The organism is Arthrobacter sp. H-02-3 (assembly GCF_003097355.1).
GTDB classification, from domain to species: Bacteria; Actinomycetota; Actinomycetes; order Actinomycetales; family Micrococcaceae; genus Arthrobacter; species Arthrobacter humicola.
In genome coordinates, this window is record NZ_PYUI01000002.1 from 1 (window position 1) to 18,473 (window position 18,473).

16 protein-coding genes are annotated in these 18,473 nt (G+C 66.5%); 7 read left to right on the forward strand and 9 right to left on the reverse strand.

Annotation, left to right across the window (positions count from 1 at the left end):
• The first annotated feature begins 158 nt into the window (after nucleotides 1-158).
• From C9424_RS02395 to C9424_RS02410, 4 genes are all read left to right on the forward strand, one after another.
• Nucleotides 159-962 carry a creatininase gene (locus C9424_RS02395; protein WP_116765360.1) on the forward strand — a complete coding sequence of 268 codons (804 nt, stop codon included), beginning with the start codon at nucleotides 159-161 and terminating at the stop codon, nucleotides 960-962.
• Nucleotides 963-1,560: 598 nt separating this feature from the next.
• On the forward strand, nucleotides 1,561-2,985 hold the full coding sequence (locus tag C9424_RS02400) for an MFS transporter (RefSeq protein WP_202615747.1): 1,425 nt from the start codon (nucleotides 1,561-1,563) through the stop codon (nucleotides 2,983-2,985).
• A gap of 60 nt (nucleotides 2,986-3,045) precedes the next feature.
• Nucleotides 3,046-4,302, forward strand: coding sequence for an aminopeptidase P family protein (locus C9424_RS02405; RefSeq protein WP_116765361.1), 1,257 nt, complete (start codon nucleotides 3,046-3,048; stop codon nucleotides 4,300-4,302).
• Between the two features lie 97 nt (nucleotides 4,303-4,399).
• Nucleotides 4,400-5,212: an IclR family transcriptional regulator gene (locus C9424_RS02410; protein ID WP_237563255.1), complete on the forward strand. Its 813-nt coding sequence runs from the start codon at nucleotides 4,400-4,402 to the stop codon at nucleotides 5,210-5,212.
• 36 nt (nucleotides 5,213-5,248) lie between these two features.
• On the opposite strand, the gene C9424_RS02415 is transcribed toward C9424_RS02410, so the two are convergent.
• On the reverse strand, nucleotides 5,249-6,790 hold the full coding sequence (locus tag C9424_RS02415) for a PucR family transcriptional regulator (RefSeq protein ID WP_116765363.1): 1,542 nt from the start codon (nucleotides 6,788-6,790) through the stop codon (nucleotides 5,249-5,251).
• A 106-nt stretch (nucleotides 6,791-6,896) separates the two neighbouring features.
• Between C9424_RS02415 and C9424_RS02420 the strand changes: the two genes are divergently transcribed.
• The gene (locus C9424_RS02420) at nucleotides 6,897-8,432 is read left to right on the forward strand and encodes a purine-cytosine permease family protein (protein WP_116765364.1); all 1,536 of its coding nucleotides are present in this window, start codon (nucleotides 6,897-6,899) and stop codon (nucleotides 8,430-8,432) included.
• A 132-nt stretch (nucleotides 8,433-8,564) separates the two neighbouring features.
• Here the strand turns inward: C9424_RS02420 and C9424_RS02425 are convergent, their stop codons facing one another.
• The 4 genes from C9424_RS02425 to uriH all read right to left on the reverse strand — a co-directional run bounded on the left by C9424_RS02425 (nucleotide 8,565) and on the right by uriH (nucleotide 13,370).
• Complete coding sequence (locus tag C9424_RS02425; protein ID WP_237563256.1) at nucleotides 8,565-9,692, reverse strand: M20/M25/M40 family metallo-hydrolase; 1,128 nt, start codon at nucleotides 9,690-9,692, stop codon at nucleotides 8,565-8,567.
• 281 nt (nucleotides 9,693-9,973) lie between these two features.
• Nucleotides 9,974-10,930: a ribokinase gene (locus tag C9424_RS02430; protein ID WP_116765366.1), complete on the reverse strand. Its 957-nt coding sequence runs from the start codon at nucleotides 10,928-10,930 to the stop codon at nucleotides 9,974-9,976.
• On the reverse strand, nucleotides 10,927-12,351 hold the full coding sequence (uriT, locus tag C9424_RS02435; protein WP_116765367.1) for a uridine transporter UriT: 1,425 nt from the start codon (nucleotides 12,349-12,351) through the stop codon (nucleotides 10,927-10,929). Before uriT ends, C9424_RS02430 begins: the two co-directional genes overlap by 4 nt.
• Nucleotides 12,348-13,370 (reverse strand): uridine-preferring nucleoside hydrolase UriH, encoded by a 1,023-nt coding sequence (uriH, locus tag C9424_RS02440; RefSeq protein WP_116765368.1) that lies wholly within the window; start codon nucleotides 13,368-13,370, stop codon nucleotides 12,348-12,350. The genes uriT and uriH overlap by 4 nt, the downstream gene beginning before the upstream one ends.
• A 152-nt stretch (nucleotides 13,371-13,522) precedes the next feature.
• Here uriH and C9424_RS02445 point away from each other — a divergent pair, with 152 nt between their 5' ends.
• Nucleotides 13,523-14,572, forward strand: coding sequence for a LacI family DNA-binding transcriptional regulator (locus C9424_RS02445; protein WP_442862007.1), 1,050 nt, complete (start codon nucleotides 13,523-13,525; stop codon nucleotides 14,570-14,572).
• A 57-nt stretch (nucleotides 14,573-14,629) separates the two neighbouring features.
• A complete protein-coding gene (locus C9424_RS02450) occupies nucleotides 14,630-15,829 on the forward strand; it encodes a metal-dependent hydrolase family protein (RefSeq protein ID WP_116765369.1) in 1,200 nt (399 codons plus the stop codon).
• A 36-nt stretch (nucleotides 15,830-15,865) separates the two neighbouring features.
• On the opposite strand, the gene C9424_RS02455 is transcribed toward C9424_RS02450, so the two are convergent.
• The 4 genes from C9424_RS02455 to C9424_RS02465 form a co-directional block, all read right to left on the reverse strand.
• Nucleotides 15,866-16,357 (reverse strand): universal stress protein, encoded by a 492-nt coding sequence (locus C9424_RS02455; protein WP_237563258.1) that lies wholly within the window; start codon nucleotides 16,355-16,357, stop codon nucleotides 15,866-15,868.
• 82 nt (nucleotides 16,358-16,439) lie between these two features.
• A complete protein-coding gene (locus C9424_RS02460) occupies nucleotides 16,440-16,862 on the reverse strand; it encodes an arsenate-mycothiol transferase ArsC (protein ID WP_116765371.1) in 423 nt (140 codons plus the stop codon).
• Nucleotides 16,863-16,866: 4 nt separating this feature from the next.
• Entirely contained in the window at nucleotides 16,867-17,031 is a 165-nt protein-coding gene (locus C9424_RS21390; protein ID WP_161958187.1) for a hypothetical protein, read from the reverse strand.
• 10 nt (nucleotides 17,032-17,041) lie between these two features.
• Entirely contained in the window at nucleotides 17,042-18,424 is a 1,383-nt protein-coding gene (locus C9424_RS02465; RefSeq protein WP_116765372.1) for an FAD-dependent oxidoreductase, read from the reverse strand.
• Nucleotides 18,425-18,473: the final 49 nt, after the last annotated feature.

The window sequence follows — 18,473 nt, forward strand, 5'->3', positions numbered from 1 at the left end:
GGAGCCGAGAACATCACGAAGTTCCCCTTCGGCCCCGAATACAACATCATCGGCGCCTAACCGCACCACACCCCCTGAAAGGGACCGGCAGCAAAAGCGGCGCCACATCCACCGTGGCGCCGCTTCCCGGCACACCATGAACGAGGAGCACCACCAACATGGACAAGTCAGTATTTCTCGAAGACCTGGACGCCTTCGCATACCGGGGAGCGCTGGCCTCCGGGGACGCGGTCGTCCTCATCCCTGTCGGGTCCCTGGAGCAGCACGGGCCGCACCTGCCGCTGGGAACTGACACCCTTCTGTCGTCACACTTCGCGGAGGGGGTCGCCAGGCGGCTGGATGCACTCGTTGCCCAGCCCATCGCGTACGGGTACAAGTCGCAGCAGAAATCCGGGGGCGGCAACCACCTCTCCGGTACCACCAGCCTGGATGGTGCCACGCTCATCGGGGTGGCGCGCAACCTGGTCAAGTCCTTCCTCAACCAGGGCGTCAGGCACGTGGTCTTCGTCAACGGCCACTTCGAAAACTACCAGTTCCTGTATGAGGGGATCGACCTGGCCCTGGAAGATCTGGGGCTAGGGCCCGGAGCAGAGCAGAGCGTGCTGCTGCTCTCCTACTGGGACTTTGTCAGCCAGGACACGTTGACTGAGGTCTACCCGGACGGATTCCCGGGGTGGGACATCGAACACGGGGGGGTCCTGGAAACATCGCTCATGCTCCACCTCGAACCGGCCCGGGTTGCCATGGACCGCTTGGTGGACGGCCCGGCCGCCGTCCTGCCGCGCTTCGACAGGCTCCCTGTGGTGCCGGAGCGCACGCCGGCCACCGGCTGCCTTTCCTCAGCCGCCGGATCCAGCGCCGCCAAGGGCGAACTGCTGTACGGGCAGGTGGTCGAAGACCTGGCCGCCGACCTCGCCCCCGAGTTGGTCCGCGAACCCGTCGGGGCGGCCGTTTCAGGGTAGCGGGACATCGGCCGCCCGGCCGGGCGCGATCCGATGCAGAATCATGAATGCACCGCAGTGCGACACGTCGCCGCGGTGCTTTCGTGTGTCGGGACGGACTTGGGGAACTTTAGCCGTTCTTCTTCCAGCGCTTCGGCCACTTCAGGTTCAGCAGGAGCAATCCCAGTAGGAGCGAGTCGACTGTCATGATTGCCGCCATGAGGTAGGCCCATCCGGCCATCATGGCGTGGCCTCCGGCCGCCGCCCCGCAGTGTGCATGTGTAACCGGATGCCCATGACGATCTCCTGACGTGGATCCCCCCAGTCACTCGATAGTCCACCCAGTCTGCCACCGCGTCGCCCCGGAGGGAACGGCGTTGCCGCAGGGCTCAAGCTTTTCCCAAGCTGGCACCTGACTTGCGCTTTCAATGCAACTACGTCTCATTGAGCGCAACTGTGATTCGCACTCGGGCAGGGCGCTCAGAGGGGTGGTCAATAAGTCTGTCTTGAATTAATTCACGCGCTCGAAACAAAAACCCATTGACTGTGTCATAGGTCACGCCTAATCTGATGCAACAGCGTTGCACTGATTGCAACTCCAAAACCCTTTGGTGGACACATGAGTAACGAATCTTCCTCCCCCGCCACTCTTGCGGGAGCGACCAGCCCGGAGTCGAATAACGGGCATGGCAGTACTTCCTCCGGACACAACGCGTTGAGCGGCGGAACCGCCCCGGGCGGTCAAGCCGCATCCGGCAACGGTGACGGAGTCAGCCGGGACACCCGACGGCGCGTGGTCGCCGCCAGCTTCATCGGCAACTTCGTCGAATGGTTTGACTACGCCGTCTACGGCTACCTGGCCGCAACCATCGCGGCGGTCTTCTTCCCCGAATCCAGTCCCCAGACCGCGCTCTTGCTGACGTTCGCCCTGTTCGCGATCTCGTTCCTGGTCCGGCCGCTCGGCGGCTTCGTTTGGGGCCATATCGGCGACCGCGTGGGGCGCAAGACAGCGCTTTCGCTGTCAATCCTGATCATGTCCGGAGCGACGTTCTGCATCGCCCTCATCCCGGGGTTCAACTCCATCGGGATCTGGGCCCCGATCCTGCTCCTGGTGGTGCGCGTCGTCCAGGGCTTCTCCGCCTCGGGCGAATACGCCGGCGCATCCGCCTTCCTGGTGGAGTACGCCCCGGCCAACAAGCGCGGCCTGTACGCCGCGGTGGTCCCGGCCAGCACGGCCGCAGGCCTGCTGCTTGGCTCCCTGCTCGCGGGCCTGCTGACCGTCCTGCTCAGCGCCGAGGCCATGCAGAGCTGGGGGTGGCGCCTGCCGTTCCTGCTCGCAGCCCCGATGGGCCTGATCGGACGCTACATCCGCACCAAGCTCGAAGACACCCCGGTGTTCCGCGAACTGGCGGAAGAGGACCACGCCATCAAGGCGCCGGTCTCCAGCCTGTTCCGGAAGCACTGGCGGCTGCTACTCAAGGCGGTCGGAGCCGTGCTGCTCAACGCCGTCGGCTTCTACGTGATCCTCAGCTACATGCCCACATACCTGTCCTCGGAACTGGGCCTCGGCGCAGCCGAATCCTTCCTGGCCACCACCATCGCGCTGGTGACTTACATCGGGTTCATCTTCCTGACCGGAATGCTCTCGGACCGCTACGGCCGGAAGAAGGTCCTCATTTCAGCATCCCTGAGCTTCATGGTGCTGACCGTTCCGGCCTTCGCCCTGCTGGGCACGGGGAACTTCCTGGTGATCGTCCTGGTCCAGATCCTGCTGGGCGGCATGCTCACACTCAATGACGGCACACTCCCGAGCTTCCTGGCCGAAATGTTCCCCACCCGCGTCCGCTACAGCGGCTTCGCCGTCAGCTTCAATCTCTCCAACGCCCTCTTCGGCGGCACCGCACCCTTCATGGCGACCCTCCTGATCGCCGCGACGGCCAACGCCCTGGCTCCGGCCTGGTACCTGGCCGGCGCCGCGGCAGTCTCCCTGATTGCCGTCGTGCTCTCCCGTGAAACCAGCAAGGAACCGCTGCGCCACGAGTAGCCCCGGCCGGCCTCTAAATTTCCCCTCTAAAGAACAGCACTGCAGAAAGGCACCACCATAATGAGCATCACCACGTCCGACAACGCTTCGTCCATCGCCGAGCTGGAGCGTCTGAAAGTTCTGCACAACGGGCAGAAGGAAAAGCTGACCTTCTCCAACGCTGAATTTGAGCGCCGGCTCGGCGGATTGCGCCGGATCATGGCAGAGAAGGACCTGGACGCCGTCGTCCTGACCAGCTACCACTCCATCAAGTACTACTCCGATTTCCTCTTCACGTACTTCGGCCGCTCCTACGCCATGGTGGTCACCAAGGACGACACCGTGACCGTCACGGCCAACATCGACGCCGGCATGCCGTGGCGCCGCAGCTACGGTGACAACGTGGTCTACACGGACTGGCGCCGGGACAACTACATCTTCGCCATTCAGGAGGCCCTGCGCACCCGCGGCATCAACCCCCGCCGGCTCGGCGTCGAAGACGATTCGCTCCCGCTGGACAACCGCAACAAGATCCAGGCGGCCTTCGCCGGGGCCACCCTGGTGGACGTGGCGCAGGCCGCCATGCGCCAGCGGATGATCAAGTCGGCCGAGGAAATCGAGGTCATCAAGCACGGTGCCCGGATCGGCGACCTGGGCGGCGAAGCCATCCGCAACGCCATCACCGCCGGCATCACGGAGTACGAGGTCGCCCTGATCGGCACCGAGGCCATGGTCCACGAAATCGCCCGGACCTTCCCGGATTCGGAAATCCGTGACACCTGGGTATGGTTCCAGTCCGGCATCAACACCGACGGCGCCCACAACTGGGCCACCACCCGGAAGATCCAGGAACACGACATCCTGTCCCTGAACTGCTTCCCGATGACCTCCGGCTACTACACCGCACTGGAGCGCACCCTGTTCTACGGCGAACCCGACGCCCGCTCCCTCGAGCTCTGGAACATCAACGTGGAAGTCCACAAGCGCGGCCTTGAGCTCATCAAGCCGGGAGCTGTCTGCAAGGACATCGCCGCCGAGCTGAACGAGATCTACGTCGGCCACGGCCTGCTGGCCAACCGGACGTTCGGCTACGGCCACTCCTTCGGCGTCCTGAGCCACTACTACGGCCGGGAAGCCGGACTGGAACTCCGCGAGGACATCGACACCGTCCTGGAGCCCGGCATGGTGGTCTCCATGGAGCCCATGATCACCGTCCTGGACGGCCAGCCCGGCGCCGGCGGCTACCGCGAGCACGACATCCTGGTGGTCGGCCAGGACGGAGCCGAGAACATCACGAAGTTCCCCTTCGGCCCCGAATACAACATCATCGGCGCCTAACCGCACCACACCCCCTGAAAGGGACCGGCAGCAAAAGCGGCGCCACATCCACCGTGGCGCCGCTTCCGGGCCCTCATGCGGAATGATGGTAGACACCATGACCCCAGCAGAATCTCCCGAAACCACCGGCAACGGCGACACCAAGGGCACCTCCGTCATAGTCAACGCCATCGCCGTGCTGCGAACATTCACCGCCGACGAGCCACTGCTCGGCGTCACCGAGATCGCCAACCGGGTCGGCCTGCACAAGAGCACCGTTTCCCGGATTCTGGCCACCTTCGAACAGGAACACCTGGTGGAACGGGACCCGGAGAGCCGCCGCTTCCGGCTGGGGCTGGGACTGATCGCCGTCGCCGGACCGCTGCTGGCCGAGCTGGAAGAACGGCGCGTGGCCTACCCGGTCCTGCGCGAACTCACCGAACAGACCGGCGAAACCAGCGCCCTCATGGTGTGGAACGGCGCCGAATCGATGTGCGTGGAACAGATCGCCAGCCACCACCAGATCAAACACACCACCCCGCTGGGTGCCCGGTACACGGACGCCATGAGCGCCTCCGTTCAAGTCTTCCTGTCCGCCGAGCAGTCAGAACGTGTCCGGACGCTGCTGCGCAGCGGAGCGATCAGCTATCCGGGACTCGACGACGCCGGCCTGGACGGCTACCAGATCAAGCTCAACGATGTGACGGGCCGCGGGTGGGCCATCAACTACGGCGAATCATCGATCGACGAAGTGGGCGTCGCGGCCCCCGTCTACGACCACCGCGGTGACATCGTGGCGGCCGTCCTGATCTCGGCACCCCGGTTCCGCGTTTCACGGGAAAGGCTGCAGAGCCTGGGGGAAGCATGCGCCGCCGCGGCCCACAAGGTCACCACACGCCTGGGCGGACGCGCGCCCCAGAGCAAGAACTAACGCGACCGCACAACCGCACCCGCTTCCGCACCAGCCTCAACTGAGCCGGGCCAGCCTGGCCGCCAGATGCAGTGCAGCCAGCCGGCCCGTGGTGCGGGGGTCGCCGCCGCATAGATCGAAGATCCGCCGCAGCCGCTGGTGCATGGACTGCCGCTCCACGTGCAGCTCCCGGGCTGCGTGGGCCGTGTTGCACCCGGAATCCATCCACACCGCCAGTGTGTCGAGAAGTCGCGAATGGCGTTGCGCATCATGATCCAGGAGCGCGCCCAGTTGCTGGCGCACGAAGGTGCGCCGCTGATCGGGATCCAGAGACTGGACGGAGAGACGTTCCACTGCGAATGCCTCCGCGTCGACCACCGGATGGTGCCCGCCGCCGGGACCGGATTTTTCCCGCGAGGCGGCCAATTCCAGGGTGAGCTTGGCTTCGGACAGCGACCAGGGAGCGTCCGAGATTCCGGTCGCCAGTGGTCCCACTGCGGCCTGCATTCCATCTATGGCCGGAAGCTCCAGCAGGGCGGCCAGGAGCCTCTGCCGGCTCTCTTCCGGGGCATCCCCTGCCAGGCCGACTACTGCGAGAAGCTCGGCGTTGTCGACATAGCTCGCATGGAACCGTGCCGCCCGGGCCAGAAGCTGCTCCACCGACGAACGCAACTGTTGCGAGAGATCCGAGCGGACCACCACAGCCGCTAGCGGCGCGGAGGCCGGAATTCCTGCTGCCGAGGCCAGCTGTTGAAGCCTCCACGGCTGGCTGCCGGAATCCACCGCCCGGATCAAGGCAGCTCCTGCAACCTCCCGCAGCCCGGGCGACATCCGCTGCAGCATGGCCAGGGCCAGGATATCCACGGAACGTTTGCCGGCAGTCCGCGCGAGGTTCTCATCCTCGTCCGCCGGAACCCGGAGCACCAGCTGAGCCGCAAGGATTCCGCGCACGGGCACATCGATCCGGATCAGACGAGCATGTTCTTGCGGCGCGGGGATAGAGCCGCCGACTGTGTCGCCGACAACGGTGTTCTCTGGCGCTGCACTGGCCAGGGTCACACCTGTAAGGGAAGCGAGGGCCACCTCGGCGTGCGTGATTCCGGCGAGCACGGCCAGAATCCGGTCCAGGCTGCCGCCATGTGCCAGCTCAACGGCCATCGCGTGACTGGCTTCGTCTGCCCGCCGCAATTGGGACACCGACTCGCTGACCAGGGACGAGTTGATGGCCTGCATAACACTGACAAACGGCACCACCTTGCGGAGCTCGATCAGAGGAAGCCCGGCCGCCTCGGCGGCTGACACCATCAAGGACGGGAGCGAAGGAAGAGCGACGCCGGTTTCGATGGCCAAGGCCGCCACTCCCCGCTCTGCCAGCTGGTGGATGTAAGCGACCCGCCGGTCCTCAGAGGCGAGAGCGAGGGCCTCGCCTCCCGTCAGCAGAAGCTCACCGCCGTCGAGCAGGGGAGCGATGTCCAGAATCTCGCTCGAGTGCACCCATCGGAGCTGGGTCCGGGCAGCTCTGCTGCTGGCCGCCCGGACGACGGGATCGGCGGCCGCCAGCGTCGGGTGGTGCAGGACATCTTGAAGACGTATTGACATGACACTCCGTCGCGTAAAGCAACCATTAACTAGACACATCATATATAGGCGGATGTGGCATGTGCCACATAATGTTGAAGCACCCCAATCGCTCACGGAGGCTCCAATGCGTGAAAAATCCCCCTTGGTTTCGGCCGGCACCGCACCAGCGGCCAGCGAAGACCACGAAGCGTGGCTTCACCCCATCCCCGAATCAGAGCGCACCCGCAAGGTGTCCGGCCAGTTCTGGATCTGGGCCGGCGCCAACCTCGCCCCGATCAACTGGGTGCTCGGTGCGCTCGGCATCCAGCTCGGGCTGGGGTTCGCGGACACCGTCACCGTTCTTGTCCTTGGAAACCTGATCGGCATGCTGCTCTTCGGGTGCTTTGTCCTTCTGGGCCAAAAGACGGGAGCGACCGGCATGGTGCTGGCCCGCGCGGCCTTCGGGCGGCGCGGAAACTACCTGCCGGCGGCCATCCAGGCCCTTCTGGTGATCGGCTGGTGCGCAGTCAACACCTGGATCATCCTGGATCTGGTCATGGCGCTGTTCGGAACCTTGGGCTGGGTTGACCCGGAGGCCCACAACTATGCGTGGAAGATCGGCATCGCCACCTTCATCATGGCGGCCCAGGTGGCCATTGCCTGGTTCGGCTACAAGGCGATCGCCGCGTTCGAGAAATGGACCGTCCCGCCGACCATCATCATCCTGACCGTGATGTCGGCAGTGGCCTGGTTCGGCATGCAGATCAACTGGACCTACGCCGGCCCGGCAGGTCACATCCTGGAAGGCTCCGAACGCATCGCCGCGATGAGCGCCGTCATGACGGCCATCGGCATCGGCTGGGGCATCACCTGGTTCACCTACGCCGCAGATTACTCCCGCTTCGTCAGCACCTCGGTGCCCAAGCGCAAGGTCTACCTCGCCTCGGTGCTGGGCCAGTTCATCCCCGTCGTCTGGCTGGGCATCCTGGGGGCCAGCCTGGCCACCAACACCGGCGAAATCGACCCCGGAAAACTCATCGTGCTGAACTTCGGCGCGCTGGCCCTGCCTGTGCTGCTCATGGTGCTGCACGGCCCCATCGCGACCAACATCCTGAACATCTACACCTTCTCCGTGGCCACTCAGGCACTGGACATCTCCATCAGCAGGCGCAAGTTGAACCTGTTCGTCGGCGTCTTCTCACTTGCCGCCGTAATCTTCTTCATCTTCCAGGAAGATTTTGCCTCCGTACTGGATGCCTGGCTGATCGGGCTGGTCGCCTGGGTGGCCGCCTGGGGCGGAGTCATGCTGGTCCACTACTTCTGGATCGAAAAGCGCTGGCCCGGCAACCCTGACAGGCTCTTCGACGCCGTCGGCACCAAGCGCCTGCCGGGCGTGAATCCGGCCGGCATCGCCTCCCTGCTCATCGGCATCTACGCCACGTGGCTGTTCATGTACGGGCTGGTGCCGGCAATGCAGGGACCCATCGCCGTCGCCCTGGGCGGATGGGACCTGTCCTGGCTCGCCGGGGGACTGGCCAGCGCCGCGTCCTACGCCATCCTTGGCCCGCGGTTCCACCGCAAGTTCCTCGACGTTCCCGCCGTCAGCGAATTGACCATAGAGGTTGTCATGCCCCAGGCGACCGACCTTCCGGTCCCGAACACCACCCGCGCGGCCCTCTAGCGCGACAGGCAGGCGGAGGGAACGCCAGCGCGACCCGGAGCCGAAACCTAAGGAACTTATCGCAGCCAGGAAGCACAGGTCCCCGGCGCGGCCCCTCATCACGAGGTGGCCGTGCCGGGGACCTCTTTGCGCTTACGCGGGCTTGGCCATCGCGTAGGCCGCGGTGGCGTAGGCGAGGGCGCCGGACATGTCCTTGAGCAGGTCCGGGTTGGTGTTCGCGATGGTGTCGCAGGCCTCGTGGTAGCAGGGATCCAGATGCTTGCCGGCCTCGCCGCCGTAGGCCTGGACCTGGGCCTGGGTTTTCTTCTTCTCATCACCGGTGAACAGCCCGCCGCCCGGAATGCCGGCCGTCAGGAAGGCGTCGTAGTCGGAACCGCCATCGAAGGGCGTGGTTTCGGCGGGGAGCGAGTTCTCCTTGAAGAAGCGGAAGAAGATGTCCTCGATCCCCTTGGACCCGGCCGGCCCGGCGTGGCCGAAATCCGTACCGTCGCCGTCGTGCACGGACCGCACACCGTTGGGCGAGGCCACCATGTCCACATTCAGGTATGCCGGGGTCTGGCTGCGCTCCTCCGTGCTCAGCGAATCGACATAGTGCTGGGACCCGTAGAGGCCGTCCTCCTCCCCACCCCAGAACGCAAACCGGACCCTATTGGCCGGCGTAATCCCGGACTCCTTCATCCACCGGGCGGTCTCAAGGACCGCTGCCACCCCGCTGCCGTTATCGTCAATTCCCGGACCGTCCTTCACGGAATCCAGATGCGCGCCCACCACCACGGTGCGCTCGGCGCTGCCCTCCGTGTCGGCCAGGATGTTGAACGACTCCACCTTCGGCTTGCCCCGTCCCTCCCCTTTGAAGCTGAAGGTCTGCCGGACCGGTGAGTACCCGGCAGCCCGCAACTGCTCCTCGATGTAGCGGGCCGATTCCTCATACCCGGAGGTGCCCGAGGCACGGTTGCCGCCATTGGCATCAGCAACCTGCTGCAGGGCCTTCAGGTGGTCCACCATGCCCCGGGACTTGAACGCGGCCAGCACCGTACGCGCGTCCACAGGACTCACCGGATCCAGCGGCGGAACAGCGGGCCGGGAAGGCGCAGCACTGGCGGATTTGGCGGGCTTGCTGCTCGCGCTGCCGGTCGGGGTGCCGGCCGCGGTCTCGGAGGTGCAGGCCGACGTCGAGAGCAGAACCACCGCGAGGACCGAGGGGAGGACGTGTTTGCGCAAAGTGATCATGCCGAGGAGCCCCATCATTAGTCGGTACAAGTTCGCTTGCTTTCCGGCCGAAAAGGTCAAGACGCTCGCCACTGACGCTCCAGTAAGTCGCGGCCGCCATCGCCCGGCAGATACTCCTATCCGATCGAACCATTGTGGGCCTTTCTGGGGTAAGTGCAACAGCGCCCTAGTTTGAAAGGGCTGTGCTGTGCAGGCGCTTGTTGCTCGGCCAAGCGGCCCCGGCCCTGCTTGCGTGCTTAACCAGGGCCGGGCGCCGCAGACATGATCTGCGGCGCCCGGCCCGGTGGCGCTCCCAGCCAGCTGGGCGGCCGCTACGCCAGCATTGCCTCGACGTCCGCCACTTCCGGGTAGGCCGTTTGCGTCCCTTTCCTGGTCGCTGCCAGGGCGGCGGCAACCGAGGCGAAGGCGGCAGCGGCCGGGAGCGATTCCCCGGCAGCGAGGCGTGCCGCGACGGCCCCCGTGAAGGCGTCGCCGGCGCCGGTGGTGTCCGTGGCGTTGACCCTGATGGGTTCAATCCGGGTGACGTGGCCCCCGGCGCCGGCACCCGAGTCCAGGACCACGGAGCCGTCAGCGCCCAAGGTGACCACAACGCGCTGCAGTCCGCGATCGGCAAACCTGCTCCGGACCGGCGCCCACGCCGCCGTGTCCGCGCCGGCGTCGGGCACGGCGGTGCCGCCCAGAAACAGCGACGCCTCGTGCGCATTCACGAGCAGAACGTCGCAGAGGCCGGCGAGACTCGCAGGGATCTCGGCGTAAGGCGACAGGTTGAGCAGGACGGTTGCGCCGGCGTCGTGCCCCAACCGGGCCGCCGCTTCAACGGTGTCGAGGCCAACCTCGAGGCACAGGCACACCACCGATGCGCGTTCGAACACGTCGGCTGAGCCGGCAACATCCTCCGGCGCCAGCGTGCCGTTGGCACCGGCCGAGATGATGATGTTGTTCTCACCGCTCGCGTCCACGGAGATGACGGCGACGCCGGTGGCCGCCTCGGGGGAGCGGCGGACGCGGGAAACATCCACGCCCGCCCCGGCGGTGGAGGCCAGGAGCATGGTGCCGTTGGCGTCGTCGCCGACCGCGCCGATCAGCACGACCCGGCCGCCGAGCTTGCTCGCGGCGACGGCCTGGTTGGCGCTCTTGCCTCCCGGGTTCACCGCAAAACCGTTCCCGTGCACCGTTTCGCCGGGAAGCGGTAGCCGCTCGCAGTAGATGGTCAGGTCCGCGTTCAGCGAGCCGACGACGACGATCGGGGCAGGAGTCGCGATGGTCACTTCGCCTCAGCTTCCACGGGCTTGGGAATCAGCAGTGAAGCAGCAAATGCCGCCACGGTGATGATAAGGCCCACCGCGATCGCGGTCAGGTAGGAAGCCTGGGCGTCGCCCAACGCGGAGGAGGCCACGAGCGCCGCCGGGAGGACCAGGAAGCTCAGGCCCGCACCCAGGTTGAACGCGCCGGCGTTCATGCCGGGGAGGAAGCCGGGGTTGCCTTCGGGGGAGAGGACAACGCCCAGGCCGTTGAGCATGATGTTGACTGTGCCCGCGTACATGATGCCCAGCAACGCTGTTCCGGCAATCATCATCGGCAGGCTGCTGAGGCCGAAGAAGGCAATGATGGCCAGGGCCACGACGCTGCCGACCATGCCGATCCGCAGAACCTTGGTGTAGCCAAGAACCGGGGCCAGCCGGCCGGTGATCGGGCCGACGATCCAGCCCAGCAGGGCATAGGGGGTGAGGATGATCAGCGACATCTCGGTGGGGCCCACGCCGAAGCCGGGGGCCGTGGCCTGCACGTAGGCGGGAACGATCCCGTTGATGACCGCGAAGACGCCGGTCATCGTCAGGGTGGTGGTCAACAAGGGCGCCCAGGTGGAGCGCCGGCGCAGGTGCGCGGTTTCCACCATCGGCTGCGGGGTGCGCTTTTCCACGATCCAGAAACCGCAGAAGGCGATCGCGGCCACGGCGACCAAGGCGATGGCCAGGGTGAGTGTGCCGGCAGAAAATGCGCTGACCAGTTTCGAGGCTTCGTTGAGGGCGGTCAGCAGGGCGCCGACCGCGATCACGATGAAGAACACGCCGGGCCAGTCCATTTTGGTGCCGACTGCCGGCTTGCTTTCGCCGGCCAGGACGGCGACGAGAGCCGCGGCCAGGACTGCCAGGGCGACCATGAGCCAGAATATGCTGCGGAACCCGAAGTGTTCGGCGAAGTAGCCGCCCACAAACGAGTCCACGCCGGCAACCCCGCCGTTGACGGCGGTGATGAGGCCCATCAGGGCGCCGTACTTGCGCGGGTCGCTGACGGCCGAGCGCAGCATGATCAGGCACAGCGGCACGGTGGGGCCGCTGACCCCCTGGACGATGCGGCCGACGAAGAGCCACGTGATGTCCGGGGCCATGGCCGCGATCAGGGAGCCGACGGCCATCATCACCATCATGCCCAGCAGAATTTTCTTGCGTCCCACAATGTCGCTCAGGCGTGGCAGGAAGAGGGAGAACAGTGCTGCGGCGGTGAAGAACCAGGTCTGGGACAGGCCGATCACGGCCTGGTCCGTGTGCAGTTCGGTGCCCATCGTGACCAGGGCGGGGCTGAGCATGGAGGCGTTGAGCTGGAAGGCAACGCAGGCCGTCAGCAGTGCGGCGGTGAGGGCGGTGACGCTTCCGCGCGTGGTCTTGGGTTCGTAGGTCAGGGTGCTCATGAGTTGGCCGCTCCTGCGTCGACGCTGACGGCGGCGGACGGGTCCACGTCGCCGATGCGCACCAGGGCGTCCGTGACGAGGTTCCAGAATTTCCCGTGGTCGAGGTCCACGGCCACGGAGGTGTGGCAGTCCGCCGGCGCCGGGGCCCGGAAATCGGCCACGGTCATGCCGAGCGTCAGCTGGCCCTGCAGTTCGATGTTCACCGGCACTTTGCGGGTGGTCATGACGGTGGGATCGACGACGTAGGCCACCGCGCAGGGGTCGTGGACGGGAGGGTAGTCAAAGCCCTGGGCGTCCTTGTACGTCTTGGTGAAGAACTCCATCAGTTCCAGCACGAACTGGGCGGGCCGGGTGCCCACGGCAGCGATCTTTTCCACGACCTCGGGGGTCGCCAGGGCCTGGTGCGTGAGGTCCAGGCCCACCATGACCACCGGCCAGGGCTCGTTGAAGACGATGTGTGCGGCCTCGGGGTCGATGATGATGTTGAATTCGGACACGGCACTCCAGTTGCCCACGTGGTAGCCGCCGCCCATGAGGACGACTTCCTTCACGCGTTCCACGATGCGCGGTTCCTTGCGGGCCGCCATGGCGATGTTGGTCAGTCCGGCCGTGGGCACCAGGGTCACGGTACCCGGCTCGTGCGCCATGACGGTGTCGATGATGAGGTCGACGGCGTGGCGGGGGTCCAGTTCGATGTTCGATTCTGGCTGGGCGGGGCCGTCCATACCGCTCTCACCGTGGATGTCCGGGGCGGTTTCGATGCTGCGGACCAGCGGCCGATCGCAGCCGGCGGCGAAGGGGACACCGGTGATGCCGGCAATCGTGCCGACCGAGAGGGCGTTGCGGGTGACCCGTTCGAGGGTCTGGTTGCCGACGACCGTTGTGACGGCCAGGAGCTCAATGTCCGGGTTGCCGTGAGCCAGCAGCATGGCCACGGCGTCGTCATGTCCCGGGTCGCAGTCCAGGATGATCTTCCGGCGTTCCGGTTTCAAGGTGATGGGATCCACGTATATCTCCACGTCGTTGGGGGTCCGCCGGGGCGGTGCACTAAAGCGTTCAGTGAGAGTTTGGCACTCTGCCGAGAGATACGTCAAGCGCTTAACGTTCATGACGTCAAGCGCTTGATGTATTGCGGCGCATACATCCGGCCGCTCCCGGATACGATCGAGGTATGGAATCCGGCGATCACGTGCAAGAACTTCGCGGGCGCACCCCGCGCGTCACTGCGGCCATGGTGGCCGCGCGGGCCGGGGTCTCCACCGCAACGGTCTCCCTTGTGGCCAACGGAAAAACCCGGGGGAGGGTGTCGGAGGACAACATTTCGCGGGTCCAGGAAGCCATTGCCGAACTCGGCTATGTGGTGGACAGCATCGGCAGTTCCCTGGCCAAAGGCATCAGTTCGATCGTCATTCTCGTGGCCCCGGACATCTCCAACCCTTTCTTCGCCAAGGTCATTGCCGGCGTCCGCGGCGCCCTGGGCGCCGACTACCAGCTGCTGCTCTCCGTCACGGACGCCGGGGAGTTTCCACGCGTCGACGACGTCCGCCGGCTGCTGGCCCTGCGGCCGGCCGGGCTGCTGGTGGACGCGCCCAGCGCGGCGTTCCTGGACGAGCTGTCCGTCGCGGGACCGCTGGTCCTGCTGGACGCCCCGGGCCTGGAGTCCTTCGCCCCCTCGGTGAACCTCGACGTCGGCCATGGAGCCCGCCTGCTGGCCCGGCACCTGGCGGACGCCGGCCACAAACGGGCGGCGTACGTGGACAGCGTGACCGGCACCGCGACCTTCGAGATCCGCCGGGCGGCGTTCCTGGCCGAGTCCGCCGCACTGGGCATCGCCGTGGCACCGGACCATGTCATCGGCACCACCATTGACGTGGGCGCGGCCGCGTCAGCGTTCGCCGCGGCGTGGCCGGCCTGGCAGCGGGACGGCGTGACCGCCGTCGTCTGCGCCACCGACACCCATGCCTACGGGGTGCTGCAGGAAGCCCGGGTGGCCGGTGTCCGCATTCCGCAGGAACTGGCCGTGGCAGGCTTCGACGACCTGCCGTATTCGGCCACGTCCAGCCCGGGTCTGACCAGCGTCCACCTGCCCGGCGACGCCCTGGGGGCCAAGGCCGGCGAACAGCTCCTCCGGCTCATGGAGGGCAAGGGCCTGGAAGAGCCCCAGCTGATCCTCCAAAGTTCACTGATCGTGCGCGGTTCCACGGAGCCGGCCGGCACCTAGGGCGCCGATCCGACGAGTTGCCGCAACCACCAACGTCCCTCCCGAGGAGTCGTCACCATGACCAACGCACCCTCTCTGACCATCCAGAATGCCCGGATCTTTGACGGACATTCGCCCGAGCTGGCGCGAGGATCCATCGTGTTCCGGGACGGGCTTATTCAGGAGATCGGCGACGTCATCCCCGAAGGTGAGGTGATCGACGCCGGCGGCAGGGTGGTGGTGCCCGGTCTCATCGATGCACATTTTCACGCGTACGCCGTGGGACTGGGCGGCCTTGAGGTTGAGCGCTCGCTCCTGAGCTACGCAGCCTTGGTGGGGGCGCGCCGGTTGGGCGCCGCAGTGCGGCGGGGATTCACTACCGTGCGCGATGTGGCCGGCGGGGACAGGGGGCTGGCCCGCGCCATCCATAGCGGCCTGGTCACGGCGCCGAGGTACTACTACACGGGCCCTGCACTCAGCCAGACCGGCGGCCATGGCGATCCTCGGTCCGCGGACCTGGACGTCTGCTTCGATCACGGTCACATGTGTGCCGTAGTGGACGGAGTGGACAATCTGCGCAAGGCAGTCCGTGAACGGTTCCGCACGGGAAGCCACGCCATCAAGATCATGGCCTCCGGAGGGGTCGTGTCCCTGACGGATCCCATCCGGCTGCCGCAGTATTCAGCGGAAGAAGTCCGGGCGGTGGTGGACGAGGCCACCCGGCGCAAGAGCTACGTGGCAGCCCATGCGTATTCGCCCGAGGCAATCAGGCATGCAGTGGAAAACGGGGTACGTTCCATAGAACACGGGAATCTCCTGGACCGGGACACCGCGCAGCTGATGGCCGAGCACGGTAGCTTCCTCGTGCCGACGCTTGCCGCCTACGATGCCATGAGCAGAAGGGGAGCAGATCTGGGTCTGAACCCCGTATCCCAGGCCAAGAACGCCGAGGTACTTGAGGCCGGGAAGGTCGCTGTGGAACTGGCCCTGCAGGCCGGAGTCAAAGTCGGCTTCGGATCCGACCTGATGGGGGACCTCGAGGACGATCAGCTCGTCGGCATTCGGCTTCAGATCGAGGCGGCAGGCGTCCTGGAGACGCTGAGATCACTGACCTCAGTAAACGCGGAACTCCTTCAGGATCCAAGCATCGGGGGCATCAGCTCCGGGATGGCAGGCGATGCCGTGATCCTGGATGGCGACCCCTTTGCGGACCCGGAAGTTCTCTGGGACCAGAACAGGCCGAGGACTGTCATCCACGATGGTCGCATCATCCGGTGACCCCCGTTTCCCGCTGCGGAACGGACGCGGGCGGGGCTACGCTGTGGTGTCCGGAATGACGAGGACCGGCCACTCCCGGCGGCTGACCAGGGCCGCGGCAACCGATCCTTCGAGGAGCCTGTCCATCCACGCCAAGGCTCCAGGTCGCTCGGCGCCCACGATCAGCAATGATGCGCCGACGTTGTCCGCCAGACGGCCAAGGGCCTTGGCGACGTCTCCGTTGAGGACGCGGAAGGACCACGACTCCCCGGGCTGTCCGAGGACCGCTTCAAGGTTCCGCAGCAGCTGCCCGGACGGAAAATCGGTCTCTTCTTTCACCACCGGGTCGAGTGAATGCGCCGTCCGGATGCCGTCCGGCTCCCATTCCGTCAGGAAACTGGAGGGGTCTACAAAGGCGCAGACAAGGTGCTGTCCCAGCGCGCTCGCGAGATCAGCGGCCGTGCGGACCAGATGCTCCGGAAACATCCACTCGACACAGAGCACGATTGGACCGTCCTGCCAGGCCTCATCCGGCACGGGAATGCACACCCTCAGCGCTTCGCGCGGCGAGGCAGCCGCACACTGCACCCTCCGGGGCCAGTGTGCGGGATAGCGCCGGGACGGGCATGGCCTAGTTCCCAGTGAGCTCCGCATGCAGCTTCCGGACCCGGGCCTTGATGTCGTCCCGGACCAGGCGCATGCGGTCCATGCCCTCGATACCGCGCTCGGCGGGTTCGTCCGTTTCCCAGACCTCGAAACGGGTGCCGTCGCGGGGTTCCAGTTTGGCTTCGGTGCCCAGGACGATCACGGCATCCACGGCCTCCAGGACCGCGTCGGTGACCGGTTTGGGGTGTTCACCCGCGATGTCGATACCAAGTTCGGCCAGGGACTCCGCGGCCTGGGCGTTCAATGACGCACCCGGCTTGGTGCCTGCGGAATGGACGGTGATCCCGTCGCCGGCGAGCTGCTTCATGAGCCCGGCAGCGAGCTGGGACTTGCCGCCGTTCTTGCTGCAGACGAACAGGATGCTGGGCTTTTTCGCGGTCTGGGTCATGTGTCTAATTCTTCCTTGTCTGAGCCGGGTTGTTGAGCAGTGTTGCTGTCAGTGCCTTGACCCGGTCATGGATCTCATCACGGATGATCCGCACGGCCGCGACGGGCAGGCCGGCCGGGTCTGCCAGCCGCGCACTGATCCGTTGCAGGACCTCGGTATTGTCCTGCAACTGAACGAGGTCAGTTCTCGCCGGAGCGGCCGTGGGCCAGCCCGGTGGGGAAACCGACGAGCACAGGCTCAGGGGCTCCGCAGCATCCGCCGGAGGTTTCAGCCACGAACCCCGCAGTGGCCGCCGGGACGTCGCAGCTGGTGCCGATGTCCGAGGAGCAGACGCCGGTCTCGGGGAGTTCGAGCTGGACGGTGTCGGCCGCTTCCCGGTCCCCGGCCAAGGCCGCGGCGACGGAGCGGACCTGCTCGTAGCCGGTGGCGAGCAGGAAGGTCGGGGCGCGGCCGTAGGACTTCATGCCGACGATGTAGAAGTCCTGCTCGGGGTGGGCGAGCATCTTGGCTCCGTGCGGTTCCACGGTGCCGCACGAGTGGAATTCGGGGTCGATCAGCGGGCCGAGGTCACGCGGGGCCTCGACGCCCGGGTCCAGTTCCAGCCGGAGTTCCCGGAGGATGCCCAGGTCGGGGCGGAACCCGGTGGCCGGAACGACGACGTCGGCCTCCAGGGTGCGGCCGTCCGTAGAGGTCAAGGTGACGGTGCCGTCGGACGCTGCAAGGGAGGCGATCCCGAAGCCGGTGTGAAGTTCCACGGCACCGGACTCGACGAGGCTGCGGAGCCGGCTGCCGAGTTGGCCGCGGGCGGCCAGCCCATCGGCGTCGCCACCGCCGTAGACCTTGGCCGCGGAGGCGCCGCGGATCGCCCAGACGATCTTCGTCCCGGGCACCTGGGCTGCGAGCTCGGCGAGGTTGAGGAGGGTGTTGGCTGCCGAGTGCCCAGCTCCGACGACGACGGCCCGGCGCCGGGCGAACGTCTCACGGTCGCGTCCCAAGACGTCCGGCAGGGGTGAGGAGACGTGGTTGGCCACGGCAGCTTCTCCCACGGCGGGCAGGCCCGAGGTTCCGAGCGGGTTCCGGGTGGACCACGTGCCGGAGGCGTCCATGACAGCTGCGGCCTGGTAGTCGCGGACTTCGCCGTCGGCGTGTTCGACCCGGACCACGAAGGGGGCGGTGTCGCGGTTCCGGCTGTGGGTCTTGTCCATGCCCTGCCGGGTCACTGCCACGACGCGGGCGCCGGTGTGGAGTCGGGACGCGATCGCCGGGAGCGCGGCGAGCGGGGTGAGGTACTGGTCGATGAGGTCCCCGCCGGTGGGCAGCGCCGTCGGCTCAGGTGCTTCCCAGCCGGTGCCGGCGAGCAGGCGGACGGCGGCGGCGTCGGTGTTGTACTGCCACGGAGAGAAGAGCCGGATGTGGCGCCACTGCTCGATGGCGGCGCCCGCCGTCGGGCCGGCCTCGAGGATGAGCGGCTGCAGGCCGCGCTCGAGCAGGTGCGCTGCCGCGGCGAGGCCGATGGGCCCGGCTCCGATGACAGCTACGGGAAGCGTAGTGGTTACAACCATGGTGTCCTCTGTTTCATCCGGTGGGGTTGCGGTCCGGCACCCAACTAGC